Raw genomic sequence first — 25,505 nt, 5'->3', positions numbered from 1 at the left:
AGCATGAGTCAATAAAGCGCGCTGTTTTTCCTGATGGAAAGGACGATTTAAGCTGTCAACTGGTCCAGTTTCGCAGCCCAGATAAAGTCATTTTCGCTGAGGCCGCCGATTTCGTGGGTCGTCAGTTTGACATCCACATATCCCCACCCGAAGCAGACATCCGGATGGTGCCCCTGCTGATCGGCCAACCAAGCGCAGAGATTTGCAAGATAGGTCGCCTTGGCAAAGCCTTTGAACTTGAAGTGCCGGCTCAGCATCTTTGCATCCACGTCCAGTTGCCAGTCGGACGAGAGCTCCGCAAAATGGGTGTTGGCCTCATCGCGAGTCAAAGCCGGGACGCCGCCGGAACAGGGCACACAAGTACGGTCCGACAGACTGCAGGTTTCTCCTGATGTGGTCATGATCCGTTTACTCCGCTGCGGTTGCTTTTTCCGGAAACTTGTTCGGCAGCAATCCAAGGGATTGAGCTTTGCGCACGTCCTGCAACAGGTCGCGCTCGGCAGCTGCAAACAACTCCTCAGGTGAGTTTAACACGAAATAGCCCATTTGGTGCATGTCGATCCGATAGGGCGTGCGCAGGATTGCCATAATGTCGAACGGGTCCCGATCGGGGATATCGCTCTCGACAGCATAGACAAGCTCGGTCGGCGAAGACGCAAGCCCTGAGCCCAGTGCCCTGATCTCACCATCCTGACGACGCAGACCAAATTCGATTGAGAACCAGTACAGTCGGATCAGCCAAGAGTAATCCTTGTCGCTGGCCTGTACCCCGGCCTTCCCAATGGCATGGCTGAAAGCCGCAAAGCGGGGATCGCTCAGCAGGGGCGTATGACCGAAAATCTCGTGAAAGATGTCAGGCTCTTCGATATAGTCGAAATCTTCGCGCGAGCGGATAAAGGATGCGGCGGGAAAGACCCTGTCCGCCAGCATGCCGAAAAAAGTCTTGAACCCGATCAGCGCAGGCACCGGTTGGACCCGCCAGCCGGTCATATCCAGAAGCCGTTCAGAGATATCGGCACAAGACGGCACGGTGGTTTTGGGCAGATCCAGTCTTTTCAACCCGTCCAGATAGTCCTGCGCCATATAGCGCTGAACATTTTCCTCTTGGGCTGCGTAAAGGTCGGCCCAAACCGCATCCTCTTCTGACGTGTACGCGATATGGCCGCGCGCATCGGCGATCTTGGCGATATATTTGGTCGACTTGGGCATCACTTTTTCTCCTTGTGAAGAGTTTACCCCCTTGGATTGAGAAAATTGGTTTATAGTCGCACATAAATCTGAAAGTTTTGGCAAATACATATCGCGGAGTGATTTTTTATGAAACAAACGCTTCAAGTTGCCGACATCGCCATTTTGCAAGAGCTTCAAATGGATGGCCGCCAGTCCATGCAGGACCTAGCAGATCGCACAGGGCTATCCGCGTCGCAGTGCTGGCGGCGAGTGCGCGACCTTGAGGCCACTGATATAATCTCTGGCTACACAGCGCAGGTGCGCGCCAAATCCGTTGGGCTGAACGCCATCGCCTATGTCCACGTGGCTTTGCGCGAACATCAAGAGGACAGCATCAATGCGTTCCTGCGCCTGATTGAAACCGAACCTCAGATCGTCGAGTGTGCCTCGATCACCGGAGATCATGATTTCATTCTGAAAGTCTACGCCAAAACCCCAGAGGAACTTGAGCACTTCATTATGCAGCGACTATTGAAATCCGGCCTTGTGCGCGACACACGCAGCAATTTTGTACTGCGGCAAACCAAAACGCGCGGTCCTTTGCCCATTCTCTAGCCTCGCCGAAGCGAAACCCGTTGAACCTGCCCGCTTGCCCACCTATCGTGCTGACGCAGAAAGCCTAATCAGGACGACACCATGACCGAACAAGTACCCCATCCAATGTCCCCACAGGATTGCCTTGTAGCGATCATGGTTGCAATCTCTGCGTCTGATGAGACCATCCGCACCGCTGAGCTGGTCAAGATCGAAGGCGCGGTCAATATGCTGCCGGTTTTTGCCGAGTATGACATCGACCGAACCCGCCGCGTTTCGCAAACTGTGTTTGACCTGTTTGAACAAGAAGACGGGCTGGATGCGCTGTTCGGCCTGATCCGTGACAACCTGCCCGAACGGCTGAACGAAACCGCCTATGCGCTGGCCTGTGATGTGGCCGCCGCCGACGGCTCGTTGGCGGAATCCGAGCTGCGCCTGCTTGAAGAAATTCGTTACGAGCTGAGCATTGATCGCCTGCATGCCGCCGCGATCGAACGCGGCGCTCGGGCACGTCACACTACCTGATCTTAGCTTCCGGCCATAGACCCCCAGCGCTCGATCAGTGCGCGTTGGAGTTTGCGCGAGCGATTGTTCCAGCTTCGCGCGCCTTGTGGTCGTTCGCGCTGCGCGCGCGGAATCGTGGCACGGTGGTCGACATCTGCAGTAAAAATCGCAAAGGCAAGTTCGGAACCGCCCGGCGCTGTGATGAAACCTCCAAGGCCGGATACGAAGTTCAACGTACCGGTTTTAGCATCAACCTTGATCGGGTGGTCTTGAACGGGCCGTCCCTGACTGTCCGCAAGGGTGAATTTTTTCAGCAAGGGTTTCAATGCGCCCGCCTGTTTCGCAGCAACCAGAGCTGTTACCAAATCTCCCGGTGCCATTCGGGACGCATCACCCAGGCCCGAGTGATCCACCATGGCGATCCCAGTCACACCGTATGTCTCGGTCGCCCAACGGTTCATCTCGGCCGCAGAATCCGCCAATGATTGCAAGTTGGCGCCGCGCGCTTGCGAGGCCGCCATACCAACCATCTCAGCCGTCAGGTTGGTCGAATACTTCAACATGCCGCGCAGTATACTATCCAGCGGGTCACTGTGATGCACCACAAGCAAGGTTCCCTTCGGTGTTTCGCGCATGACCTGCACGCGACCCAATTGGATCCCATTCGCGCGCGCCAGCGTCCTGAACACATCCCCCGCATAAAGCGCAGGCTTGCGCACCGGCAACCACCGCGCCCCACCAGTACCAAGCGCCCCTTGCGCCACGGTCCAGCGGTCCTGCCGCGCGCTGGATTCATAGGTGTAGATAGGCGCTTTTCGTTTCTCAATCTGCATAGAGGCCACATCGACCGACGGTTTGTACCGCGCGCTGCGCGCATCCATGGACACGTCATAGCGGGTACCATCACGTTTCCACTCAAAGTGCACCCGGTTGAAATTCAACGATATGCCACTGATTGAAGGACTATAGCCCAGATGATCCGGCTGCCCCGGATCGATACTGAACACATAAGGCAGCGCCCCCTCATAAACCTTGAACGCACCCTGAACTTCGGAAATCCCAGCCTCGCGCAAATTCGCCGCCAAATTGGCCAACGCATCGGTGTCCAGCAGCGGGTCGCCACCTCCCACAAGGATCAAGTCACCTTTCAGGATACCATTTTCGATCGGTCCATCCGCCATCAGGGCGGTCTCGAACCGGTAGTCCGACCCCAAGACATCCAACGCATAAAGAGCTGTCAGCGCCTTGGCCACGCTTGCCGGCGGCAGCCCCTGATCGCCGCTGAACTCTTCCAGCTGCGTGCCCGTTGTTGCATCCGCCACCGCGAACACCACCTCACCACGTAACCCGGCCGCTTGGACAAGTCGCTCGACCCCGGTCGGTACGTCGCCTCGCAATTGAGGGCGCAACGAGACCAAAGGCGCCTCGGCCAGCACAGCAGAAGGGATCAAAGCTGCCCCCAGCCCTGCTAAAAATCCACGTCGAGAAAATCGATCAGTCATAAGTCGAATAAAATCTCACAGATTAAATACGCACAACCACAGATATAGATTATGCGCGCATGGGGCTATTCCGGCAACACCTCAGCGCCCCAGCCACCGCGCTCCCGGATTTGGCTGGAACTTACATCGACCATCGGTACGTTCACGAAACACCACGCGGGCGCATCGGCGCGCCCCAGCAGACGCCGCGCCTGCCCATCTATGCGGTACTTGGCGTAAAGCCGCGCAGCAGGGGACATTCGCGCAGAAATCCGGTCGCCGGGGCGCGCAATCACACCGACAGGCACGCTGTCCATGATCAACCGCCAATTCTTCCACTTATGGAACTGCGCCAGATTATCCGCGCCCATGATCCAGACAAACCGCACTTTGGGATAAAGACGCCGCAGTTCGGCCAACGTATCCGCCGTGGCCCGCGTCCCAGTCTGCGCTTCGATATCCGTCACCTCGACCCCAGGGTGTTGCATCAGCCCACGCGCCGCCGCCATTCGCTGCGCAAGCGGCGCAGGCCCCCGCGCCTTCAAAGGGTTGCCCGGAGACACCAACCACCACACCCGATCCAGTCCAAACGCCTTCATCGCCTCAAGCGTGACATGCACATGCCCCTGGTGCGGCGGGTCAAACGACCCTCCGAACAGCCCGATGACCTGCCCGGGCCGCGCGTATGGAATACTAAAACGATCCATGCCTTGCTGATGTTCAGAACTGGACAACGTTGTCAATCAATCGGTCGAACCTCATCGCCCAGCTTGCCCCGCCCGGGCCGCAGCACTTCGGCGCACCATCCCCCATGGCCGCGCACGGCAGAGTACCCGCCTGTGCCCAGCGCCTCTTCCATCCGGCTGCAAGGCGCACAGATGATGGTGATGCGTAAAACGGCCTCCCCCACCTGCACCTCGCGCCCCTTGAGCGCCGCCAGATTGATCCCTGACACCACCAGATTGCGCCGTAGGATGTCCGGGGAGACGGCACCCCGCCCAAGATAGGATCCGATCGCCGCCAGATGTTCTTGCTGAATCAAAGTCACCGCCCGCTTGCCCGCGCGGCTGCGGTCGCCGTCGAGACCGTCATTGGAAATCACGACCTCGTTCACAACAACCATCTCCGACCGCCGCTCAGACCGAAGACCGATCCATTCAATATGACCCGGCTGCGACCAACCGGCAATGAGATCTTTTAAGGACAAAAAAGGCTCCGAGAATTTCACACCTCCCCTCATCTAGCAGTCTGGCCGTTCCCGAGGCAGCCGCTAATAGCAGCGCTGATTGATTTGTGAATTGGAGCCAAACATGCGCCCGACCATTCCCGAACCCAAAATCAAGCTTTACAAAGATGGGTTTGACGAACACGACAAACTCTCACGCAAACCCACCGGCGAAAAACTATCGGAACTGGTTGAGCGCGTCGACGACCCACTTGTGATTGCTTTGGACGGAGCGTGGGGGGGCGGCAAATCGTTATTCCTAAAGTGTTGGGTTGGAGAGCATCTGAAACGTGACGGGAACACGACTCAAACCGTTTATTTCGACGCGTTCGAACATGACTTTCTGGACGATCCTTTGATTGCGCTGACCGGAGCGATTGCCGAACGGTTCGAAGAAGCAGATGACAAAACCGCTCAGAAGGCTTGGAAAAAAGCCAAACAAGTCGCCCCCGCCCTCGGCCGCGCGCTTGTGCGCACTGGGGTTTCAGTGGCAACGGCGGGCCTCGTAACTCAGGCAGACGAATTGGCAGATGCCGCTATCAACACCGTTTCCAGCGAGCTAGACGGCGAAATAGCCGAGTTCTGGAAAAGAGAGAGCGGAAAACGCGTAGCTATGGAAGGTTTCCGTCAAGCACTTATTGATTTGACAGAACCAAACGAGGATGAAACCCCAACACGAAAACTCATCGTTGTAATTGACGAGTTGGACAGGTGCCGCCCGGACTATGCACTTTCGCTGCTGGAGATCATCAAGCACTTCTTCAACGTATCAGGCGTTCACTTCGTATTGGGGGTAAACCTATCGGAATTGGAGAACAGTGTTCGTGTACGGTATGGGAGCAAAGTAGATGCGGCGACTTATCTTCAGAAGTTCTACTCTATCGTTATGAAACTGCCGCGACGCATTCAGTACACTCAGGACTATGAACTCTACTTCCTTCACGCGTCTGGCCAAATGCAGATACCCAAATCCATTCACGAAATAACAGGTGCGTTGCTAAAGCTTTACAAAGGTCCGACACCTATGACCCCAAGGACTATTCAACGGATCCTGTCAGTTCTTGCCTTGCTTCCACCAAACAGGCCGCAACACATTTCAGACGAGATATTGGTCACTGCAGCAATCGTGAAGGTTTGCGCTCCTGGCGTGTACGAAGCGATGAGACGGAACGAGGTAACGGTACAAAACCTGCAACAGGTTTTTAGCTTTGGTTCGGACGAACAGCACCTGTGGAACCTTGTATTGAAGGCTGCTTCTGGAAGCCAAGTGGAATGGGGACCAGGCCAGCTATTGATATCCGAGTATCTCCTTCCAGAAACATGTGACGAATATCTGGAGGTCTTTGACTCTAGCGCACTGGAAATCAGATAGTGCCGTTGCAATCATCCGCGATTGCCCCCACCCAAAGCATCCGCTATCACACCGCCCAACTTGATTTCCCCGACCCAGAGGACGCGACATGGCCGCCTATCAATATGTCTACCACATGCAGGGTGTCTCCAAGACCTATCCCGGTGGCAAGAAGTGCTTTGAAAACATCCACCTGAGCTTTCTGCCCGGTGTGAAAATCGGTGTTGTAGGCGTCAACGGCGCGGGTAAATCGACGTTGATGAAGATCATGGCGGGCCTCGACAAGGACTTCACCGGCGAGGCCTGGGCCGCCGAGGGTGCCAAGGTCGGCTATCTGCCGCAGGAACCGAAACTGGATGAAACCCTCAGCGTTCGAGAAAACGTCATGCTAGGCGTGGCCGAAAAGAAGGCGATCCTTGATCGCTATAACGAACTGGCGATGAACTACAGCGACGAAACCGCTGATGAGATGGCCAAACTGCAGGACGAGATCGACAGCCAAAACCTGTGGGACCTCGACAGCCAGATCGACGTCTCGATGGAGGCGCTGCGCTGCCCAGCAGACGACGCCAACATCGCCAACCTGTCGGGCGGTGAGAAACGCCGGGTCGCGCTCTGCAAACTGCTGCTGCAGGCCCCCGACATGCTGCTGCTCGATGAACCGACCAACCACCTGGACGCCGAAACCATCGCCTGGCTGCAGCAACACCTGATCGACTACAAGGGCACTATCCTGATCGTCACCCACGACCGCTATTTCCTGGACAGCATCACCGGCTGGATCCTTGAACTCGACCGTGGTCGGGGCCTGCCTTACGAGGGCAACTACTCCGCATGGCTGGAACAAAAGGCCAAACGATTGGAACAGGAAGCCCGCGAGGACAAGTCCAAGCAGAAAACCCTGCAGCGCGAACTGGACTGGATGCGTCAGGGCCAAAAGGCCCGTCAGGCCAAATCCAAGGCCCGGATCAACGCCTACAACGAGCTGGCCGAACAGTCCGAACGCGAAAAGCTGACCCGCGCCCAGATCGTCATCCCCAACGGCCAGCGCCTTGGCGGCAAGGTGATCGAGGTCGAGGGTCTGTCGAAACACATGGGCGACAAGCAACTGATCGAGGGGCTGGACTTTGCCCTGCCCCCCGGCGGCATTGTCGGTGTAATCGGCCCCAACGGCGCCGGTAAATCGACCCTGTTCAAGATGCTCACCGGTCAGGAACAGCCCGATAGCGGCACCATCACGCTGGGCGACACGGTCGAGCTGTCTTATGTCGACCAGTCCCGCGACGACCTTGCCGACAGCGACACCGTGTGGGAGGCGATTACTGGCGGTGCCGAGATCATCCAACTGGGCGACGCGCAGGTCAATTCTCGCGCCTATTGCTCGTCCTTCAACTTCAAGGGCGGCGATCAGCAGAAGAAAGTCTCGTTGCTGTCCGGCGGTGAGCGCAACCGCGTCCACATGGCCCGCCTGCTGAAAGAGGGCGGCAACGTCCTGCTGCTCGATGAACCAACCAACGATCTGGACGTCGAAACCCTGCGTGCGTTGGAAGACGCGCTGGTCGATTTCGCCGGCTGCGCCGTGGTCATCTCGCACGACCGCTTTTTCCTGGACCGGATCTGCACGCATATTCTGGCGTTCGAGGGCGATGCCCATGTGGAATGGTTCGAGGGCAACTTTGAGGATTACGAAGAGGACAAAAAGCGCCGCCTTGGACCGGATGCGCTGGAGCCCAAGCGGTTGAAGCATAAGAAGTTTGCGCGGTAAGAACTTAGATTGAAGCCCGGAACCAACGTATTTGATTCCGGGCCTCAAATAGCCTGATTGAAATGAGTAACAACGTAGATATCGGTAATACGGTTTGACTGGCGTGTGCGGCTGTTATTCTAAGCTTCTCCAGACCATTTGTGAGCCTTAAGCAGCCGGTCGGAGTTCAGCCTCTCACAACACAAGTCACGTTGTCCGCGCGTTCTCGATCTGTGCCTTACAACAGTCTACGGAAGTCAGTTACTTTTGCGACTGGCCGACTGGCTGTTGGTTTTCACCACTCCGAACCTGCTTCTCGTTCAGAACATCTCCAAAAAGCACAGTCAGTTCCTTTTTGTTAACCGCTCCAGAGTTCGCAATTTGCGTTTTCCCGGCAAGCTCTTTTGGCACCGAATTTTCCTGCTCCGCTGATTTGAAAATGTGGTCTAAGATCGACTTGAAAAACATATCTTTCACCGTGCGTGTTGGGTTTCTCGAAATTGTTAAAACTGAATATTCGTTGCAATGTTCCGCTGCGGGCCGATCCGAGCGTGCGGTGGACGTCGGCTCAAGGACCGTGTTTCCGTGAGTGGCCACCCGCAGCGGTGCAGCGTACATATGAAAGAATGATCAAGTGCCAACGGGGAAGAAATCCGCGTTCTGCGTCATTTTTGAACAGCCAGTCAAAAAGTCTTTTTGTGATGTGGCTTTGCGAACTAAAGCTCATGCCACCGCCCCTATCGTGACGTTACGGCACTATTTTTTGCTGATAGTTTTAAGTGCTTCTTTTGCGGATTGTCGGGGTTCTAAACTTAGGTTCTGCAGAGGAGTGATGGGTGAAATCACCCATCCTACGGTTCGACAATCTCCCTTTTGGTGGCGATGCCACTCCATTCCAGATCAACGCGACCCGCACCAATATCGTGGTGAATGGACGAATTCGGCCTATGGGTTGGAAGCTCTAAAAACCGTGTTTGACAGGATTACCCCAGCAATGTGCCATGTGATTACGAAAATCTCGCTCATCACGGATCCAGTGCTCCGAAAACCTGCGTTGCCAAATCCCACGTTTCTATTCGACAACTTTCGACCCGCCCCGCGGACCGAATACGCCGACACCCCGTACAAACCGAATTTTGGTCAACCGCCACCGTGTCGAATAATCCACATCTCCCGGCGGCAAGGTTCAAACCGCGTGCCGATGATCCGGCAACACAACAAACGCGTCACCACAAAGGCCGCGCGCAATTGCTCCAACTCGCGTACTAACAAATCCGATAATCGATCGGCCAGAGACGCGGCAAAAAAGTACTTGGCTCCGGGAATGCGGATGCGGCAGTGATTGCTCATGCTGCAACCTGATCACAGGCTTGGTTGGAGTTTTCTAGATGCCCACTCAGCGCACAGATCGCATGGCCTTTCCTTATCAAAGACCGCTGAACCAATAGCCAAACCCATCGGCGGATTCTTGTGCAAATCGGGAAACTGGCCCTCAAACCCTTGTACGAAACGCACAAAATCCCTTGTCACACGCCCACCCCGATGCCATATCAATGGGGCTTACGTTTTTCTATTTCGACCCACTGTCACCGTTTCCGGCGCTCAGTCTATCGATACAGACAACGACGCCGGGCTGCCGCAACTCCGTGGGCAGCACTAAACAGGAGACAACGGATATGCCCACAGGCACCGTAAAATGGTTCAACACCACCAAAGGTTTTGGCTTTATCGCACCTGAGGATGGCGGCAAAGACATCTTCGTTCACATCTCGGCTGTCGAGCGTTCGGGCCTGACCGGTCTGGCCGACAACCAGAAAGTCACGTACGAGCTGCGCGCTGGTCGTGACGGCCGCGAAAGCGCCGACGATATCGCACTGGCCTAAGGCCATGAAAGGGCAGAGGTTACCTCTGCCCTTTTCACATCACGCGGGACAAAACTGCAACACAAGTGTGTCCCTGCGATTACATCACAATACGGTTACTCTTGGCAGATGATTGACCAGATCGGTTATCATTCCGACACTGGTTTACGATTTTCCTGTTGTCCTTAAGAGAACCGATATGTTCACACGTCGCACTTTCCTTGCAGCATCTGCTGCCGCTGGCCTGACACCCGGTATTGCTTCGGCCAAGAAGAAAGCCGTTGAATACGACCCCACGCCCCAGTTCGTTCGGGTCAAGAAACAATTTCTGCCGGGGCAGCTTCTGGTCGCGCCACGGTCCTTCTACCTGTATCTCATCACAGAACCGCGCAAGGCGATCCGCTATGGGTGCGGCGTTGGCAAGGCAGGTTTGGAATTCACCGGCACAGCCACGATCGACGTCAAGAAAGAGTGGCCGACATGGCGCCCCACGAACGAGATGATCGAACGTGAACCGCTGACTTACGCCAAGTTCAAGGACAATGATTATGTTCAACCGGGCGGAGATGGAAACCCGCTGGGGGCACGCGCGCTCTACCTGTTTCAGAATGGGGTCGACACCTATTTCCGTATCCACGGCACGACGCAACCGCAAACCATCGGGCGCGCGGCCTCAAACGGATGCATTCGGATGCTGAACGCCCATGTCATCGACTTGTATGAGCGTGTACCGGTGGGAACTGTGGTCACGGTTGTCTGAGGCGGTCACGACCCGGACCAGTCTACGTCCGTCGCCTCTTCGATCTGCAACAACCCGTCCGGCCAAGGTTGCGCCAGAGCCTTGGCGTCGTCCTCGGTTCCTGTAACCCATGTCTGAATGTCGGCAGGTTGCAGCAGGACGCCCATTCGATGGTGTATCGGCTCCAGATCAGCATTAGGTGGGCAGGTCACAGCTGCAAACTGGTCAACCCGCAGACCGCCCGGAGCCTGCCAACTGTCGGTGATCGCAGCGAAGAACAGAGGTGAGCCATCCGCCGAGGCGATGCGCCATGCTGTTTTTCGACGTTTTTCGCCTATCCACTCGTACCACCCGTCGACTGGAACAACGGCTCGGCCAACGCCATCGAAGGCGGTTTTGTCAAAGACGGTTTCGGATCGGGCGTTGATTATGGTTTCCATCACCGGTCGACCGCGCGCATTGACGCGCCCAACCGGGATCATGCCCCAACGCATGGGCGTCAGACCTTGGGTAGTCAGAACGATCAGTTCCTGACCCGGTTGAATGTTCCTTCGCGGCGGCTGTGGGTCCACGTCACACTGGACATTCAAAAACTGGGCGATCTCAGACATTGGCCGTGTCAGAAAAAATCGCCCGGGCATCTTCTCAATCCTGCTTGGTCGAGGTTTCGACCAGCTCCAGCACGTAAGGCCCAAGCGCTGCTACAATCCGCGCCACGCCTTCTTTGTTGGGGTGAATTCCGTCCGGTTGCATGAACTGCCGGACTGCGCTCGGGTCGCCGTTTGGCTGCAACCCTTCAAAAAAGCTTTCCGCAAACACAAGCTGATATGCCTTGGCCAGATCCGGGTACATCGCATCAAAGGCCTGCTTGTAATCGACCCCGTAATTCCCCGGTGCCTGCATTCCGATCAGCAACACCTCAACCTCCGCCGCCCGGGCGGAGGTTACGATTGTCTCAAGGTGCGCGCGCGAGACAGCCGGGTCGATACCGCGCAGCAGATCGTTGCCGCCCAGCGCTACGATCATCGCGTCCACGTCAGGTGTAAGCGTCCAATCCACACGGGCCGCGCCGCCAGCTGTCGTATCCCCGGAAACTCCGGCATTGATCAATTGCACGTCTGCGCCCTGATCCTTCAGCCATTGATCCAACTGTGGTACGAACCCGTCCTGTTCCGGCAGCCCGTATCCTTGTGTCAGCGAGTCCCCGAGGGCCGCGATGACCAACGGTTCCGCTGTGGCGGCAAAGCCGCAACACGCAAACAGTAAAGCCATCAGAGCCTTGCGCATTTTTTGAACAACTCCATATCCCAAAATGACCGTCTCCTTTTGGACGTACTTATGACGACACCAGTTCTTTCGCTCCAAAATGCCGCTTTGTCGCTGGATGGCAATGCCGGCCGGGTCAATATCCTGCACGATATTACCCTGACCGTCGCCAAAGGCGAAACGCTTGGGCTTGTCGGACCGTCCGGGTCCGGCAAATCCTCGCTGTTGATGCTGATGGGCGGGTTGGAACAGGCAAGCGCGGGCAAGATCACAGCCCTTGGCCAGGATCTGACTGGCATGGATGAGGATTCTCTGGCCCGTTTCAGACGCAATGCGATGGGGGTCGTCTTTCAGAACTTTCATCTGATCCCAACAATGACCGCCCTGGAAAATGTGGCCACGCCGCTGGAATTGGCCGGACACAAGGATGCGTTTCAACGCGCTGCGGCAGAACTTGACGCGGTTGGCCTGTCGCACCGCCGCGATCATTATCCGGCGCAATTGTCGGGCGGCGAACAACAACGCGTTGCGCTGGCCCGGGCCGCCGCGCCGCGTCCGCAAATTTTGCTGGCGGATGAACCGACAGGAAATCTGGACGAAACGAACGGCGCGGCTATCGTCGATTTATTGTTCGGCCTGCGCGACAAACACGGCGCCACTCTGGTGCTTGTAACCCACAGTCATAGTCTGGCGCGCAAGTGCGATCGGGTTGTACGCTTGCGCGACGGGCGAATTTCGGAAGACAGCCAGCAAAAGGCTGCGGAATGAGCTTTCGGCTGGCCGGGCGTCTGGCACGCCGTGAACTTCGGGGCGGGCTGCATGGGTTTCGCGTTTTCCTCGCGTGTCTTGCGCTGGGTGTCGCCGCAATCGCAGCAGTTGGATCGGTGCGCCACGCGATCCAAGCTGGATTGGCCGAAGAAGGCGCGGCCCTGTTGGGCGGGGATGCGCAACTGGAATTCACCTACCGATTTGCCACAGATGACGAACGCGCCTGGATGGACCAGACCGGGACAGCTGTCTCTGAAGTGGTCGATTTTCGCTCTATGGCTGTTGCTGATCAGGGCGCTGAAACGCAACGCGCGCTGACACAGGTTAAATCAGTCGACGACACCTACCCGTTATTGGGGTCTCCGGTTTTGAAGCCTGCAATGCCCCTGTCGGTGGCTTTAGGGACACATCAAGGTCTTCCCGGCGCGGTAATGGATCCGTCGCTGATTGACCGGTTGGGTCTTTCCGTCGGAGATCGCTTTGCACTGGGGACGCAAGAATTCATCCTGACCGCCGCATTGATCCATGAACCGGACGGGGCGGCAGATGGCTTTGGTCTGGGCCCTCGCACGCTGGTGCGGACCGAAGACTTGCAAGCATCCGGCCTGTTGGCACCGGGAACCCTGTTTTCCACCAAATACCGCCTAGCCCTGCCATCAGGAACCGAGCTGCAATATCTAGCGGTAGAAGCGCGTCAGAACTTTGAGGGTACCGGTATGCGCTGGACCGACGCGCGCAACGGTGCGCCGGGGATTGCCGAGTTTGTCGGGCGGCTCAGCGCATTTCTGGTTCTGGTCGGGTTGTCGGGCCTTGCAGTCGGCGGTATCGGAGTATCGGCGGCTGTGCGCGCCTATCTGTCGCAAAAGACCGAGACTATCGCGACATTGCGCACTCTGGGCGCTGACAGGGCGACAATTTTCCAAACTTATATGATCCAGATCGGTGTCCTGTCGGGGATCGGGATCTTGCTGGGCCTTGCCTTGGGCGGGTTGCTGCCGCTGCTGCTGGCCCCCTTGATTGAAGCCCGGTTGCCTGTACCCGCGGTTTTCTCATTTTATCCGGCACCGCTTGCCGAAGCAGCGTTGTACGGTTTTCTGACGGCCTTTCTGTTCACGCTCTGGCCCCTTGCCCGCACCGAAGACGTCCGCGCAGCGACCCTGTTTCGGGATGCTCTGACCTCGGCACGTGCGGTTCCACGAGGGGTGTACCTCATCGCAACTGGTTCCGGCCTCGCGCTGCTGATCGCGTCAGCTGCCTGGTTCAGCGGCTCGGCGCGCCTGACGTTCTGGACCGCCGGAGGGTTGGTGGGCGCGTTGCTGCTGCTGTCCGCTGCGGCCTATGCGGTGCGCCGGCTGGCTCGGCTTAGCGCCCCATCAGCGCGCGGGCGTCCGGCCCTTCGGTGGGCCTTGTCGGCCATTTCCGACCCTCGCGAGGGCGCTGCATCCGTTGTACTGTCTCTGGGTCTTGGGCTTTCGGTTCTGGCGGCCGTTGGGCAGATCGACGGCACCTTGCGCAATGCAATTTCCGGCAACTTGCCGGACGTTGCCCCGTCTTACTTTTTCGTCGACATCCAGAAGGACCAAATGCCGGGTTTTAACGACAGGTTAACCACCGACCCCGGCGTCAGCCGGATCGAAAGCGCACCGATGCTGCGCGGGATCATAACGCAGATCAACGACAAGCCCGCCCGCGAAGTGGCAGGCGATCATTGGGTACTGGATGGCGACCGGGGCATCACCTATTCCGTCCGGCCACCTGATAACGCGCGCATAACCTCGGGCGAATGGTGGGCCGAAGACTATACCGGTACCCCGCAGGTGAGTTTCGCAGCCGAGGAGGCGGAAGAAATGGGCCTTAAACTCGGCGACCAATTGACCGTGAATATTTTGGGCCGGGACATTACCGCAGAACTTACATCAACGCGCGAGGTTGATTTTTCAAACGCAGGTATGGGCTTTATCATGTCCATGAACCCATCGGCCCTTGCAGGTGCCCCGCACAGCTTTATCGCGACGGTCTATGCCGAAGAACAGGCCGAAACTGCAATTCTGCGCGATTTGGCCGGGAAGTTCCCCAACATAACGGCGATCCGGGTGCGCGACGCGATTGACCGCGTCTCGGGCCTGCTGGCGGGCATCGCAGCGGCAACGTCATACGGCGCGGGTATTTCTCTGCTGACCGGCTTCTTGGTCCTTATCGGTGCTGCCGCGGCCGGGGAACCCGCGCGCCGATATGAGGCCGCGATCCTCAAAACACTGGGCGCGGACCGGCGGCGCATCCTGTTCAGCTTTGCCCTGCGCGCCGCGCTGTTGGGCGCGGCTGCTGGTGGCGTTGCGCTACTGACCGGCATCCTAGGTGGGTGGGCCGTTGCCACCTATATTTTCGACACGAAATTCTCGGTGATCTGGCCGTCTGCAATCGGAATTGTTCTGGCTGGCATCATCGTGACACTTGGCGCGGGGCTGATCTTTGCCCTGCGTCCCCTGGCCGTCCGCCCTGCCCGCATCCTGCGTGCCAGCGATTAACCTGCACGCTCGCAGGCAACCGGTTGCAGGATCTGCAGCAAAGGATCGTTGTCGCAGATCAGGGCTTCCAGCGTAATCTCGTCCAGTGAGGCATAGAAGACCTCAGCCGCGTCCTGAAGCGCCATCCGCAATCGACATGCATCCGTCAATGGGCAGGTGTTGTCGGCATCCGCAAAACACTCGGCCAGCGGCAGGTTGCCTTCGACATCACGAAACACCGATCCGATCCGGATCTGTTCGGCCGACCGGGCCAATACCATACCGCCGTTGCGACCGCGCTGAGTACTTAGATAGTCCAATTGGCTGAGCTGATTGATGACCTGTGCCAGATGGTTCTCGGAAATATTGCAGACTTCGGCAATCTCGGACTTGGTAACCAGCCTATCCTGATGCGCTGCACAATACATCAGCAGCCGTACCGCAATGTTCGTCCGTTTGGTTATCCGCATCGTGACCTCCCAAGTTTCAAGATGCAGACTTATTGCATGTCCGGCATAAAAGCGGTTTGACATACATCAATCGTCAGGAAAGGACACGCAGGCCCATGGCAGATCCCTATTTCTTTGGCTACGGCAGCCTTGTGAATCTGTCGACCCACGACTTTCCCGATCCGCATCCTGCCCGTCTCAAAGGCTGGCGGCGCGCATGGCGGCACACTGACCTGCGACCGGTCGCCTTTCTGACTGCGGTACCAGACCCCGCATCCGAGATAGAAGGCATGATTGCACATGTGCCGAAAAATGATTGGATCGCGCTAGACGAACGGGAGTGGGCCTATAGCCGAATTCCCGCTACACAATCCGTCACGCACCCTATAAAGCACGAGGTCGAGATTGCCGTCTACGCTGTGTCTCCTGACGGGCACAGCGCTCCAAGCAATCACCACCCATTGCTACTGAGTTACATTGATGTGGTCGTGCAGGGATACCTGCGCGCATTTGGTGAAAAGGGTGCAGATCGTTTCTTTGCCACCACAGATGGATGGGATGCACCGATCCTGAACGACCGGGCCGAGCCCCGATATCCGCGCCATCTACAGTTGAAATCGGTTGAGACTGAATTCGTGGATGATCGTCTCAGCCTTCTCTCAGCCCGGATTGTGCAGAACGCATAGAAAAAAGCGGGATCGAACGACCCCGCTTTTCCTCATTCTCTCTAATACGCTCAAGCTTTTGCGCGGATTACCTGCAGCAGTGGCAACAGAGTGGCCATCTCAGGCCCGCGCTCCATGCCGGTCAGGGCCTTGCGCAACGGCATAAACAGGCCCTTGCCCTTACGGCCGGTCGCTTCTTTTACCGTGCTGGTCCATTTGCCCCAGGTTTCGCCATCGAACGGACCTTCGGGCAGCAAGGTCATCGCCTCTGCGATAAAGTCACGATCCTCATCCGCGATCAGCGGCTCTGCTCCGTCGCGGCACAGCTCCCACCAGCCCTTGAGATCAGCCAAAGTGGTGATGTTCTCGCGCGCCATCGCCCAGAAGGGTTCGGCCAGATCGGCAGGAACACCAGCATCAGCCACAGCCTCGGCCACGTCGGCCAAAGGCAGGGACTGCAAATGCTTTGCCGTCAGCGGGAACAGGTCTTGCACATCGAACTTGGTCGGGGCAGCGCCAAAGCGGTTCACATCGAATCCTTCGATCAGTTCTGCCATGTCCGAGCGCAGCTCAACCGGATCAGACGATCCAAGACGCGCCATCAGACTCAGCAACGCCATCGGCTGCACGCCCTGTTCACGCAGATCACGCAGGGCCAGCGTGCCCAACCGTTTTGACAGGGCCTCTCCTTGCGGACCGGTCAACAGCGAATGGTGCGCAAAACGCGGGCAGGTGCCGCCCAGCGCCTCGATGATCTGAATCTGGGTCGCGGTGTTGGTCACATGGTCCGAGCCACGCACCACATCGGTGACGCCCATTTCGGTGTCATCCACCACCGACGCAATCGTGTAGAGAACCTGACCGTCGCCACGGATCAGAACCGGATCGGACACGGATGCCGCATCGATCGAGATGTCGCCCAGAATGCCGTCATTCCACTCGATCCGCTCGTGATCCAGCTTGAAGCGCCAGACGCCGCTGCCACGCTCGGCCCGCAGCGCTTCTTTCTCGGCATCACTGAGGTTCAGCGCCGCGCGGTCATAGACCGGCGGCTTGCCCATGTTCAGTTGCTTCTTACGCTTGAGGTCCAGCTCGGTCGGCGTCTCGAATGCCTCATAGAACCGGCCCATCTCGCGCAACTTGTCTGCGGCTTCGGCATAACGGTCCAGACGATCCGACTGACGCTCAACCCGGTCCCAGTGCAGGCCCAGCCACTCCATATCCTGCTTGATCGCATCGACATATTCTTCCTTCGACCGCTCAGGATCGGTGTCATCGATGCGCAGGATGAACGTACCGCCGGCCTTGCGTGCGATCAGATAGTTCATCAGGGCGGTGCGCAGGTTGCCCACGTGGATGTAACCGGTGGGCGACGGGGCAAAACGGGTGGTTGTCATAGGTGTCTCCTGTTGGCGCGGCTCATGTCACAGGATTGGTCGATTGTCCAGCAAAGGCGTTCAGGTCGGCTGGACCGGCCAGTGCTGATTCAAGTCCTTTAGCCCGGCGCAGATCAGTTCAGACAGAACATTCGTGTTAATATCCGCCAGCTTGTTCACATAGAGACAGGACTTGCCCAGCTTGTGTTTACCCAGTCTGGATAGAATATCCCCGAAATCCGCGTAGCCGGGCATGATGTAGATCGACAGAGCCGTTTTGCTCGGGGAAAACCCGGTTGCCAGAAACTCTCCTTCACGCCCGGACTTGTAGCGATAATGGTAACGACCATAGCCCACAATCGACGCCCCCCACATAACGGGTTCAAACCCGGTCGCGTGCCGAAAGAGGGCATCCAACGCCCGGGCATCATCTGCCTTCTTCGCCGGTTGAACAGCCGCCAAAAAGCCCTCGACGCTTTGCCCTGTGGGGGCAGTTTTATTCCCAGATCGCGCCATAAACAAAAATTAACACGTAATGTTCATCCACGCAGCCCATTTGAAAAGGGTATACACTGGCAAGAGACTCGCGCCGATCTAATTCACCTATTGGTGTTCTGACAGGGAGAACCAACATGACCATCAAATTGACACGCCGCGCAGCACTGGGATCAGCGGCAGCTTTACCTTTTGCCGCAGCCGCCGCACCGGTTCTGGCAGCCGGAGCCGAGACCAAGGCAAATTCTACCATCGCCAAATCGTTCACTTTAGGCGATTTCACCGTCACGACGTTGCTGGACGGCAGCCTGCCCCGTGACGGAGCGCAAGAGATATTTGGCGGCGGGGCATCTGATGAAGACTTTGCAAAGGTCTCAGCAGACAATTTCATCTCACCAGATGTCGCGCAATTCTTCTTTACCCCGACTTTGGTCAATACCGGGTCGGAGTTGGTCTTGTTCGACACAGGGCTGGGCCAAGGTGGTATTCAAGCGGCACTGGCTGATGCGGGTGTTACCCCGGATCAGATCAATGTCGTCGTCATCACCCATATGCATCCCGACCATATCGGCGGCATGACAACAAATGACGCGCCGACATTCCCGAACGCGCGCTATGTTACCTCCTCTCCGGAATATGACTTCTGGGCGGCGCAGGACGCAGGCAATCGTGTCGGGGATCTGGTCGCTGCCAAGGTCACGCCATTGGCCGAGAAGATGACCTTTGTTGAAAATGGCGGTGAAGTCTCGTCGGGCATCACTGCTGTTGCAGCTTATGGCCATACGCCTGGTCATACGGTCTATCATCTGGAAAGCAATGGGCAGCGTCTGGTTCTGACGGCCGATCTGGCCAACCACTACGTCTGGTCCTTTGCCCACCCCGAGTGGGAGGTTCGCTTTGACATGGATAAGGCCGCAGCCACGGCGTCGCGCCGCGACGTGCTGGGCATGCTGGCCGCCGACAAAGTTCCGATGATCGGCTATCACATGCCATTCCCGGCGGCTGGCTTCGTTGAACCCCGTGGCGAAGGGTTCCGCTTTGTGCCGGTCAGCTATCAGATGATGGGATAGTACCCTAGTATCCCGGGTCCGGCCGCACCTTTGAACCATCCGTAAATCGGGACAGGCGAAAGGCGGTCGGATCAACGCATGGCGTGGTTTCACAAACCAGATCAGCCATTAAACGCCCCGCTCCGGGGCCGATCCCAAATCCATGACCTGAAAACCCCGTGGCGACAAACATTCCCGGCATGGTATCGACCGAGGATATCACCGGAATGGCGTCCGGGGTGACGTCGATCAAACCTGCCCAGCTTTGAATGATCTCTGCCTGCTCCAATACCGGGAACCCTTTGCGCGCGCGTGCCCATGTCTGCCTCAGGACCTTGGCAGAGGGCTCAGGATCTAGCACCCGGCAATGTTCGAATGGCGTGACGTCGGTGTGCAACCATGATCGGTCCTCGCCCGCCTCTGCCGCCCAGCGCTTGGAAAGCCTGAACCGCAGGGATCGCCACTCCTGCCGGAACGCCGGAACAAACTGCATTGCAAGCCGAAAACTGTCCGGGACAATATCCACGGTGTTCTCGTGCCCGGACGCAATTGTATAGCCGCCATCGGCCCTTTTTCGCATCGCAAAGTCATCTGACCATATTGCCGTTTCCGGCCCATCCACCGGGGATGTGCGTAAGACCGTGTTGAGAACCTTAAGCTGTGGCAGGTCAATCCCCGCATTTCCCGCAAAAAGGCGCGACCATGCACCCCCGGCCAGAACCACTCGCGCACAGGCCACCCGACCACGCTCAGTAAACACACCCGAGACATGACCGTTCTCAACATCCACGTTGCGCACAGCGCAGTTGGTCATCAGGCACGCCCCTTTGTCACGTGCGCCTTCAGCGATCGCAGGGGCGGCCCATTGCGGCTCAGCTCGTCCATCCCTTGGCATGTGCAGGGCAACTTTCAGGCCCGATTGATTGTCGGGCAGTAAGCTATCCAGTTCAGCACCCGAAACCATCTGAGCGCCAGTTTGCAAACCTTCAACATGGCGCATCCAGCGTCCAAGATTTGCATGATCCCGTTTCCCCGATGCACCAAAAAGGATGCCGGAACGCGTAAAACCGGTTTGGCGTCCGGTGCGTTGATCCAGGCCCTGCCAGATCTGCTGCGCCTCTAACATGAGCGGGATTTCCCGGGGGTCTCGCAGCCCCAATCGCACCCATCCCCAGTTTCGCGAACTTTGTTCGCCCGCGATATGGCCTTTTTCGCACAGCAAAACCGACGCGCCCCGTTCTGTCAGCTCTAAAGCCGTTGATGCGCCGATGATTCCGCCGCCTATGACCACAACGTCAACAGACTTGGGCAGATGCAGATCGGGTTCTACAGGAGTTGGTTTTGGACCGGGCATCCGCCGCTCTTACTTCATTGCTCGGACCGCAATGAATGCGCGGTATCAGACAATAGGCAACATGTCGCCTGACGCGCCGATCACAATTTTCAGAAGCTGTGGTTATAGTGCCAGAATGATCTCTGGCACTGTTCAGTTCAGCGGGCTCGGGCCGTCAAGCAGCGCCGCAGAGTTCCGCCCATTTCTGACGCAATGTGGCTGTAAGCCCAGCATCGTTGTCGGCAGAGTCTTCGGACATGCTTTCTTGTGAAAGCAGTTCAGGAAGAATCGAAAAAGCCACTGATTGCCCTGGTGCCGTTTTCTGCTCTGGCGGCGTCTCAGCCCCCAAGAGGTCGGCAATGGCAGAATCGACCTGATCTTCGTCTATTTCATGACCCTCAGATTCCATCGAACGCCACGGAAGCGGCGAGTGGAGTGGTCTATCGTATTGCTCACGCATTTTCACACCAAATCGTTAACACAGACACGCAATTCACGATGCGTAACAAACAAACCTCGATCATAAACATCGAGACACTTAAGAATGCGCCGCATCTGCCCCACATGAGGCGGCAATTAAGCTAAAATGTGTCAGAAAAATGTCCTGATTTCAAGCGTGTTAAACGGCCTAAGCCGAATCTAGATATGCACTGTCCCCACCACAGGGACAATGAATAAAAGCGTGCCCTCAAGCACCCTTTTTTGGAAACGATCGGAGACTTAAAAAAATACGCGTGGTTTCAGCTCAAGACCGGTCACGCCAACGATTCACAATCGGGTATCTGCGGTCCAGCCAGAAGGCTCGCTTGGTCAAGCGCGTACCTGGTGCGGACTGAAACCGCTTATATTCGCTGATATAGATCAGATGCTCTACGCGACGGGCGACATCTGCTTCGAATCCTGCTGCTTCGCAATCAGCGATCGAGCCATCGCGGTCGACCAGGATTTCCAGGATCGCGTCCAGTTCCGGGTAGTCCGGCAGGCTGTCACTGTCTTTCTGGTCTTCGCGCAGCTCAGCACTGGGGGGTTTATCAATGACCGACGGTCGGATCACCTCGCCTACGGGGCCCATCATCCAGTCACGGTGATTGGCATTGCGCCAGCGGCATGTTTCGAACACGCGCGTTTTATACAGATCCTTGATCGGGTTATAGCCGCCATTCATGTCGCCATAGATGGTCGCGTAACCCACAGCCACCTCGGACTTGTTGCCCGTGGTCAGCAGCATTTCGCCAAACTTGTTCGAGATCGCCATCAGCAGCAAACCGCGCAGGCGGGATTGGACGTTTTCCTCGGTCAAATCCGCCTCGCGGCCCGCAAACAACGGGGCCAAAGTGTCTGTCACCGCCGCCCGACTGTCCGAGATCGGAACATAGTCGTAATGCACGCCCAGCGCCTTGGCGACGGCTTCAGCGTCATCCAGCGAGGCCTGGCTGGTGTATTCCGATGGCAGCATCACGCAACGGACGTTTTCCGCACCGATTGCGTCAACGGCAATTGCCGCGACCAACGCCGAGTCCACTCCACCCGACAGCCCCAACAACGCCTTTTTGAACCCGGTCTTGCCCATGTAATCGCGCAGGGATTGGACCATGGCACGATAGTCCTGCTCCCATTCGTCCGGCTGCGGCACAACTTCAGCAGGCACAATACGCCAGCCCTCATCACCGTGTTCCAGATCGACATGTGTTACGGCCTCATCAAAGACCGGCATTCGAAAGGCCAGTTCTCCGCCCGGGTTAAGGCCGAAAGTCGCGCCATCAAAAACCTGATCGTCCTGACCGCCCACCATGTTCAGGTAGATCAGCGGCAAGCCGGTCTCGACCACACGGGCGACCATGTGATTGAGGCGCACATCATATTTGTTGCGGAAGTAAGGTGAGCCATTGGGGATCAGCAGAAACTCGGCCCCGGTCTCTTCCAGTGTTTCCGAGACATCCGGGTGCCAACTGTCTTCGCAGATCGGGCTACCGATCCGCGAGTTACCAACCGAGTACGGCCCCCCCAACGGGCCCGCGTCGTAAAGGCGAACTTCGTCGAACACGGTTTCATTCGGCAGGTGATGTTTCAGCACCTTGCTGCCGATGCGACCGCCCTTGAGGATCAGGTAGGCATTAAAAAGCTTGCCGTCTTCCGTCCACGGACCACCAATTGCAATGGCAGGGCCATCGGCACATTGTGCAGCCAGCGACTGAACCGCCGCCATGGCCGCTTGATGGAACACCGGCTTCATCACCAAATCCTGCGTGTTGTAACCGGTAATGAACATTTCGGGGAAAGCCACAAGGTCGGCACCAGCTTCGCGCCCCTGCTCCCACGCCGCAAGCGCTTTGTCCAAATTGCCTTGGATGTCCCCAACAACGGGATTGAGTTGTGCCAGAGTAATGCGGAAACGGTTGGCCATGCTGCCCTCTTGCCCTCGTCAGTCCTAATGCCATTTAGCAGATCGCACCGCGAGTGAAAGTCAAATGCGGCAAAACACGTTGCTCTGTCCGCACGGGTATCTTAGTTTTGCTTTAAAACGTGACAACCGGGCAAGGCAGGAAAAACCATGAACGCTATCCGCATTTCTTTGGCCGCCACGGCGATGGCTTTGCTGGCCGCATCCGCCTTTGCGCAGGACGGGCAGGTCATCGTTGCGGATGATGATGTTGGCGGCGTGTACGAGGGCACATTCCTGAACGGCCTGCGCCACGGCGAAGGCACTTACCGCCTGCCAAACGGGTTCGAATATGTCGGCGAATGGGTCGAAGGCGAAATTCAGGGCAAAGGCATAGCGCGCTATGTCAACGGCTCGGTCTACGAGGGGATGTTCGCGAAGGGGCAACCCGAGGGGCAGGGCAAGATCATATACCCCGACGGAGGCAGCTATGAGGGGGAATGGGCCGAAGGGTCCATCAACGGGACCGGAGTTGCAATATACACCAACGGCGTCCGATACGAGGGCAGCTTCAGCGACGCGCGCTATCACGGCAAAGGCGTTCTGACCGACCCCAGCGGTTACGTCTACGATGGCGACTGGAAGGATGGCGTCAAGCACGGCGAGGGCAAGATCACCTCGACGCAAGGCAGCGTCTATGAAGGGCAAATCAACAACGGATTGCGCGATGGCCAGGGTACTCTGACCGTTCCGGATGGCATGACATATACCGGTGATTGGTCTCAGGACCGCATGACCGGCAAGGGCCGCTTGTTGCAGGCCAATGGCGACCTTTACGAGGGCGATCTGGTTGATGGCCGCCGTCAGGGCAATGGCAAGGCCACCTATGCCAACGGTGCGACTTATGAGGGCGAATATGCCGATGACCGCCGCCACGGAAAAGGACGCTTTCTTGGGACCGACGGGTTTGATTACACCGGCGAATGGGTGGACGGCCAGATCGAAGGACTGGGTGAGGTCACCTATCCTGATGGCGCGACCTATACTGGTGATTTCAGCGCAGATCTGCCGCATGGCAAAGGCGTTCAGACTTATCCGGATGGCACCGTCTATGACGGCGAATGGACGGCTGGCATCTTTGAGGGCAACGGCAAGGCCACGTATCCCAACGGTGTTGTTTACCAGGGACAGTTCAAGAATGGCCTGAGCCATGGCACGGGCGTTCTGACATTCGCAAACGGGTATCGCTACGAAGGCGACTGGGTAGATGGCGCGCGTCAGGGCAAAGGCAAGGCGACATTTCCGGACGGAACGTCCTATGAAGGCGATTTCCAAGACGGTCAGCGTCACGGCGAGGGAACTATAAAAACCCCACGCGGATTCAGCTATACCGGCGGCTGGGCCGAAGGCAAAATCAGTGGTCAGGGTGTGGCAACCTATGCCACCGGCGACGTGTACGAAGGCACCTTTCTGGATAACAAACGCCACGGCAATGGCACGATGCGTTATGCCAATGGCCTGGAAGAAACCGGCGTTTGGGAAAACGGCGTCCTACCCAGTGAGAACGTAAGCGCGCCCGACGCGACGGATACCGAAACCGAGCCTGATACATCCGCCTCTGACGGGTAATCAATCTACCAGGGCACTGGCTTTCCCGCCCAGTCAAAAAAACCACCCGTATCAGCCGCATTTAACGCGGCTGATACGGATAGCAGGTTCCGGGCGGCCTCATCAGGCGTAACCGCAGGGTGCCGCCCAACATATTTCCGGGTGAATGCTGTCGTGACCGTACCGGGGTGCAAGGCGACACAGATCGCCTGTTTATGGCTCCGGGCAAGCTCGATCGCGGATGTGCGGACAATCTGGTTCAGCGCCGCCTTGGACGTCCGATAACTGATCCATCCACCAAGCCGGTTGTCACCAATCGACCCCACTCGCGCAGACAACACGGCGAAGACGGCGCGCCGGTCGCGCGGCAGCAAGCGCGCGGCATGCGCAAGAACTAACGCAGGTCCGACCGCATTCAGCGCGAACTGATCCATCATCGCCGGAGCGGATAGCAGTCTGATGGTTTTCTCGGGGGTGGCACCATTAACCTCAAGAGCGCCAGCCGCGACCAGGATCAGGTCGAACGGACCGGAAACGCCCGCCAGCGTCCGATCTACGATCTCGGGGTCGGTCAAATCAAATCCGTCCTGTGACCGGGACAATGTGGTGACGTCGACCGACTGTTGCCGAAGCCGGTTGGCAATTGCACCTCCGATCCCACCCGAGGCGCCGATGATAAGTGCTGTTTCCATGCGGGTTGAACTAGCCGTCGGCAATGCGTGATCAACACATGTGGGAAAAAAGAAATCTCTTCATATGCCGGAGGAAAATTCGTTCTTTTCATTCCCGCCGCGCGATGTATAACCTCAACCCCATGATCAACCGCGCAGATATCCTGATTGCCGACACCGCCCTTCGCGGTGCGTCTCTGCGTGGCCTACTGATCCTAATCCGCCTCTGAGCGTGCCATCCGGCGCGCCCGCTCAGAGGAGGACGCCCGCG

The 25,505-nt window shown here is 57.4% G+C and carries 28 protein-coding genes; 12 read left to right on the top strand and 16 right to left on the bottom strand.

Going from position 1 to position 25,505, the window contains the following annotated elements; translation table 11 throughout:
- Window positions 1-47: 47 nt before the first annotated feature.
- Entirely contained in the window at window positions 48-401 is a 354-nt protein-coding gene (locus tag AC2FFP_RS11550; RefSeq protein ID WP_496725901.1) for a 4a-hydroxytetrahydrobiopterin dehydratase, read from the bottom strand.
- Window positions 402-408: 7 nt separating this feature from the next.
- Entirely contained in the window at window positions 409-1,209 is an 801-nt protein-coding gene (gene phhA, locus AC2FFP_RS11545) for a phenylalanine 4-monooxygenase (RefSeq protein WP_496767398.1), read from the bottom strand.
- Between the two features lie 108 nt (window positions 1,210-1,317).
- Here phhA and AC2FFP_RS11540 point away from each other — a divergent pair, with 108 nt between their 5' ends.
- Both AC2FFP_RS11540 and AC2FFP_RS11535 read left to right on the top strand, forming a co-directional pair.
- A complete protein-coding gene (locus AC2FFP_RS11540) occupies window positions 1,318-1,785 on the top strand; it encodes an Lrp/AsnC family transcriptional regulator (protein WP_496767400.1) in 468 nt (155 codons plus the stop codon).
- A gap of 81 nt (window positions 1,786-1,866) precedes the next feature.
- Window positions 1,867-2,289, top strand: a complete 423-nt coding sequence (locus AC2FFP_RS11535) for a tellurite resistance TerB family protein (RefSeq protein WP_058273455.1) — start codon at window positions 1,867-1,869, stop codon at window positions 2,287-2,289.
- Between the two features lie 2 nt (window positions 2,290-2,291).
- Here the strand turns inward: AC2FFP_RS11535 and dacB are convergent, their stop codons facing one another.
- The 3 genes from dacB to AC2FFP_RS11520 form a co-directional block, all read right to left on the bottom strand.
- Entirely contained in the window at window positions 2,292-3,770 is a 1,479-nt protein-coding gene (dacB, locus tag AC2FFP_RS11530) for a D-alanyl-D-alanine carboxypeptidase/D-alanyl-D-alanine endopeptidase (RefSeq protein ID WP_496725898.1), read from the bottom strand.
- A 65-nt stretch (window positions 3,771-3,835) separates the two neighbouring features.
- Window positions 3,836-4,456, bottom strand: coding sequence for a nicotinate-nucleotide adenylyltransferase (locus tag AC2FFP_RS11525; protein ID WP_496767402.1), 621 nt, complete (start codon window positions 4,454-4,456; stop codon window positions 3,836-3,838).
- Between the two features lie 32 nt (window positions 4,457-4,488).
- Complete coding sequence (locus AC2FFP_RS11520; protein WP_496767404.1) at window positions 4,489-4,956, bottom strand: MOSC domain-containing protein; 468 nt, start codon at window positions 4,954-4,956, stop codon at window positions 4,489-4,491.
- A gap of 103 nt (window positions 4,957-5,059) precedes the next feature.
- Between AC2FFP_RS11520 and AC2FFP_RS11515 the strand changes: the two genes are divergently transcribed.
- Together AC2FFP_RS11515 and ettA are read left to right on the top strand one after the other, a co-directional pair.
- Complete coding sequence (locus tag AC2FFP_RS11515; protein ID WP_496767406.1) at window positions 5,060-6,346, top strand: KAP family P-loop NTPase fold protein; 1,287 nt, start codon at window positions 5,060-5,062, stop codon at window positions 6,344-6,346.
- Between the two features lie 88 nt (window positions 6,347-6,434).
- Window positions 6,435-8,090, top strand: coding sequence for an energy-dependent translational throttle protein EttA (gene ettA / locus AC2FFP_RS11510; RefSeq protein WP_496738966.1), 1,656 nt, complete (start codon window positions 6,435-6,437; stop codon window positions 8,088-8,090).
- Between the two features lie 240 nt (window positions 8,091-8,330).
- Here the strand turns inward: ettA and AC2FFP_RS11505 are convergent, their stop codons facing one another.
- On the bottom strand, window positions 8,331-8,687 hold the full coding sequence (locus AC2FFP_RS11505) for a hypothetical protein (RefSeq protein WP_496844583.1): 357 nt from the start codon (window positions 8,685-8,687) through the stop codon (window positions 8,331-8,333).
- 218 nt (window positions 8,688-8,905) lie between these two features.
- Here AC2FFP_RS11505 and AC2FFP_RS11500 point away from each other — a divergent pair, with 218 nt between their 5' ends.
- Window positions 8,906-9,034 carry a hypothetical protein gene (locus AC2FFP_RS11500; protein ID WP_496767410.1) on the top strand — a complete coding sequence of 43 codons (129 nt, stop codon included), beginning with the start codon at window positions 8,906-8,908 and terminating at the stop codon, window positions 9,032-9,034.
- 175 nt (window positions 9,035-9,209) lie between these two features.
- Here AC2FFP_RS11500 and AC2FFP_RS11495 read toward each other — a convergent pair whose 3' ends face one another.
- Window positions 9,210-9,419, bottom strand: a complete 210-nt coding sequence (locus AC2FFP_RS11495) for a hypothetical protein (RefSeq protein WP_496738963.1) — start codon at window positions 9,417-9,419, stop codon at window positions 9,210-9,212.
- A gap of 326 nt (window positions 9,420-9,745) precedes the next feature.
- Between AC2FFP_RS11495 and AC2FFP_RS11490 the strand changes: the two genes are divergently transcribed.
- Window positions 9,746-9,952, top strand: a complete 207-nt coding sequence (locus AC2FFP_RS11490; RefSeq protein WP_058273677.1) for a cold-shock protein — start codon at window positions 9,746-9,748, stop codon at window positions 9,950-9,952.
- Between the two features lie 178 nt (window positions 9,953-10,130).
- Entirely contained in the window at window positions 10,131-10,691 is a 561-nt protein-coding gene (locus tag AC2FFP_RS11485; RefSeq protein ID WP_058278724.1) for a L,D-transpeptidase, read from the top strand.
- Between the two features lie 5 nt (window positions 10,692-10,696).
- On the opposite strand, the gene AC2FFP_RS11480 is transcribed toward AC2FFP_RS11485, so the two are convergent.
- A complete protein-coding gene (locus AC2FFP_RS11480) occupies window positions 10,697-11,311 on the bottom strand; it encodes an SOS response-associated peptidase (RefSeq protein ID WP_496767412.1) in 615 nt (204 codons plus the stop codon).
- 4 nt (window positions 11,312-11,315) lie between these two features.
- The gene (locus AC2FFP_RS11475; RefSeq protein WP_496725891.1) at window positions 11,316-11,942 is read right to left on the bottom strand and encodes an arylesterase; all 627 of its coding nucleotides are present in this window, start codon (window positions 11,940-11,942) and stop codon (window positions 11,316-11,318) included.
- Window positions 11,943-12,008: 66 nt separating this feature from the next.
- On the opposite strand from AC2FFP_RS11475, the gene AC2FFP_RS11470 reads away from it, so the two are divergent.
- Together AC2FFP_RS11470 and AC2FFP_RS11465 are read left to right on the top strand one after the other, a co-directional pair.
- Window positions 12,009-12,704 carry an ABC transporter ATP-binding protein gene (locus tag AC2FFP_RS11470; protein WP_496706040.1) on the top strand — a complete coding sequence of 232 codons (696 nt, stop codon included), beginning with the start codon at window positions 12,009-12,011 and terminating at the stop codon, window positions 12,702-12,704.
- Window positions 12,701-15,229: an ABC transporter permease gene (locus AC2FFP_RS11465; RefSeq protein ID WP_496881041.1), complete on the top strand. Its 2,529-nt coding sequence runs from the start codon at window positions 12,701-12,703 to the stop codon at window positions 15,227-15,229. Before AC2FFP_RS11470 ends, AC2FFP_RS11465 begins: the two co-directional genes overlap by 4 nt.
- Here the strand turns inward: AC2FFP_RS11465 and AC2FFP_RS11460 are convergent.
- Entirely contained in the window at window positions 15,226-15,678 is a 453-nt protein-coding gene (locus AC2FFP_RS11460) for an RrF2 family transcriptional regulator (RefSeq protein ID WP_496881040.1), read from the bottom strand. The genes AC2FFP_RS11465 and AC2FFP_RS11460 overlap by 4 nt on opposite strands.
- Window positions 15,679-15,773: 95 nt before the next feature.
- On the opposite strand from AC2FFP_RS11460, the gene AC2FFP_RS11455 reads away from it, so the two are divergent.
- Complete coding sequence (locus AC2FFP_RS11455) at window positions 15,774-16,343, top strand: gamma-glutamylcyclotransferase family protein (protein ID WP_496778871.1); 570 nt, start codon at window positions 15,774-15,776, stop codon at window positions 16,341-16,343.
- 50 nt (window positions 16,344-16,393) lie between these two features.
- Here the strand turns inward: AC2FFP_RS11455 and gltX are convergent, their stop codons facing one another.
- Both gltX and AC2FFP_RS11445 read right to left on the bottom strand, forming a co-directional pair.
- Window positions 16,394-17,719 carry a glutamate--tRNA ligase gene (gene gltX / locus AC2FFP_RS11450; protein WP_496778873.1) on the bottom strand — a complete coding sequence of 442 codons (1,326 nt, stop codon included), beginning with the start codon at window positions 17,717-17,719 and terminating at the stop codon, window positions 16,394-16,396.
- 60 nt (window positions 17,720-17,779) lie between these two features.
- A complete protein-coding gene (locus AC2FFP_RS11445) occupies window positions 17,780-18,214 on the bottom strand; it encodes a DUF1801 domain-containing protein (RefSeq protein ID WP_496881039.1) in 435 nt (144 codons plus the stop codon).
- 116 nt (window positions 18,215-18,330) lie between these two features.
- Between AC2FFP_RS11445 and AC2FFP_RS11440 the strand changes: the two genes are divergently transcribed.
- On the top strand, window positions 18,331-19,263 hold the full coding sequence (locus tag AC2FFP_RS11440) for an MBL fold metallo-hydrolase (protein WP_496767422.1): 933 nt from the start codon (window positions 18,331-18,333) through the stop codon (window positions 19,261-19,263).
- Between the two features lie 4 nt (window positions 19,264-19,267).
- Here AC2FFP_RS11440 and AC2FFP_RS11435 read toward each other — a convergent pair whose 3' ends face one another.
- The 3 genes from AC2FFP_RS11435 to AC2FFP_RS11425 all read right to left on the bottom strand — a co-directional run bounded on the left by AC2FFP_RS11435 (window position 19,268) and on the right by AC2FFP_RS11425 (window position 22,979).
- The gene (locus tag AC2FFP_RS11435; RefSeq protein WP_496881038.1) at window positions 19,268-20,596 is read right to left on the bottom strand and encodes an NAD(P)/FAD-dependent oxidoreductase; all 1,329 of its coding nucleotides are present in this window, start codon (window positions 20,594-20,596) and stop codon (window positions 19,268-19,270) included.
- A gap of 154 nt (window positions 20,597-20,750) precedes the next feature.
- The gene (locus AC2FFP_RS11430; RefSeq protein WP_496725882.1) at window positions 20,751-21,035 is read right to left on the bottom strand and encodes a hypothetical protein; all 285 of its coding nucleotides are present in this window, start codon (window positions 21,033-21,035) and stop codon (window positions 20,751-20,753) included.
- A 285-nt stretch (window positions 21,036-21,320) separates the two neighbouring features.
- On the bottom strand, window positions 21,321-22,979 hold the full coding sequence (locus tag AC2FFP_RS11425; RefSeq protein WP_496767428.1) for an NAD+ synthase: 1,659 nt from the start codon (window positions 22,977-22,979) through the stop codon (window positions 21,321-21,323).
- A 147-nt stretch (window positions 22,980-23,126) separates the two neighbouring features.
- Between AC2FFP_RS11425 and AC2FFP_RS11420 the strand changes: the two genes are divergently transcribed.
- Window positions 23,127-24,584 (top strand): 2-isopropylmalate synthase, encoded by a 1,458-nt coding sequence (locus tag AC2FFP_RS11420; protein WP_496778880.1) that lies wholly within the window; start codon window positions 23,127-23,129, stop codon window positions 24,582-24,584.
- A gap of 5 nt (window positions 24,585-24,589) precedes the next feature.
- On the opposite strand, the gene AC2FFP_RS11415 is transcribed toward AC2FFP_RS11420, so the two are convergent.
- Window positions 24,590-25,255 carry an SDR family NAD(P)-dependent oxidoreductase gene (locus AC2FFP_RS11415; RefSeq protein ID WP_496725879.1) on the bottom strand — a complete coding sequence of 222 codons (666 nt, stop codon included), beginning with the start codon at window positions 25,253-25,255 and terminating at the stop codon, window positions 24,590-24,592.
- Between the last annotated feature and the right edge of the window lie 250 nt (window positions 25,256-25,505).

The sequence above is a fragment of the Ruegeria sp. YTSC004 genome (assembly GCF_059609805.1).
Note: the sequence above shows the minus strand (reverse complement) of the source record. Positions and strands in the feature narration are given on the sequence as shown.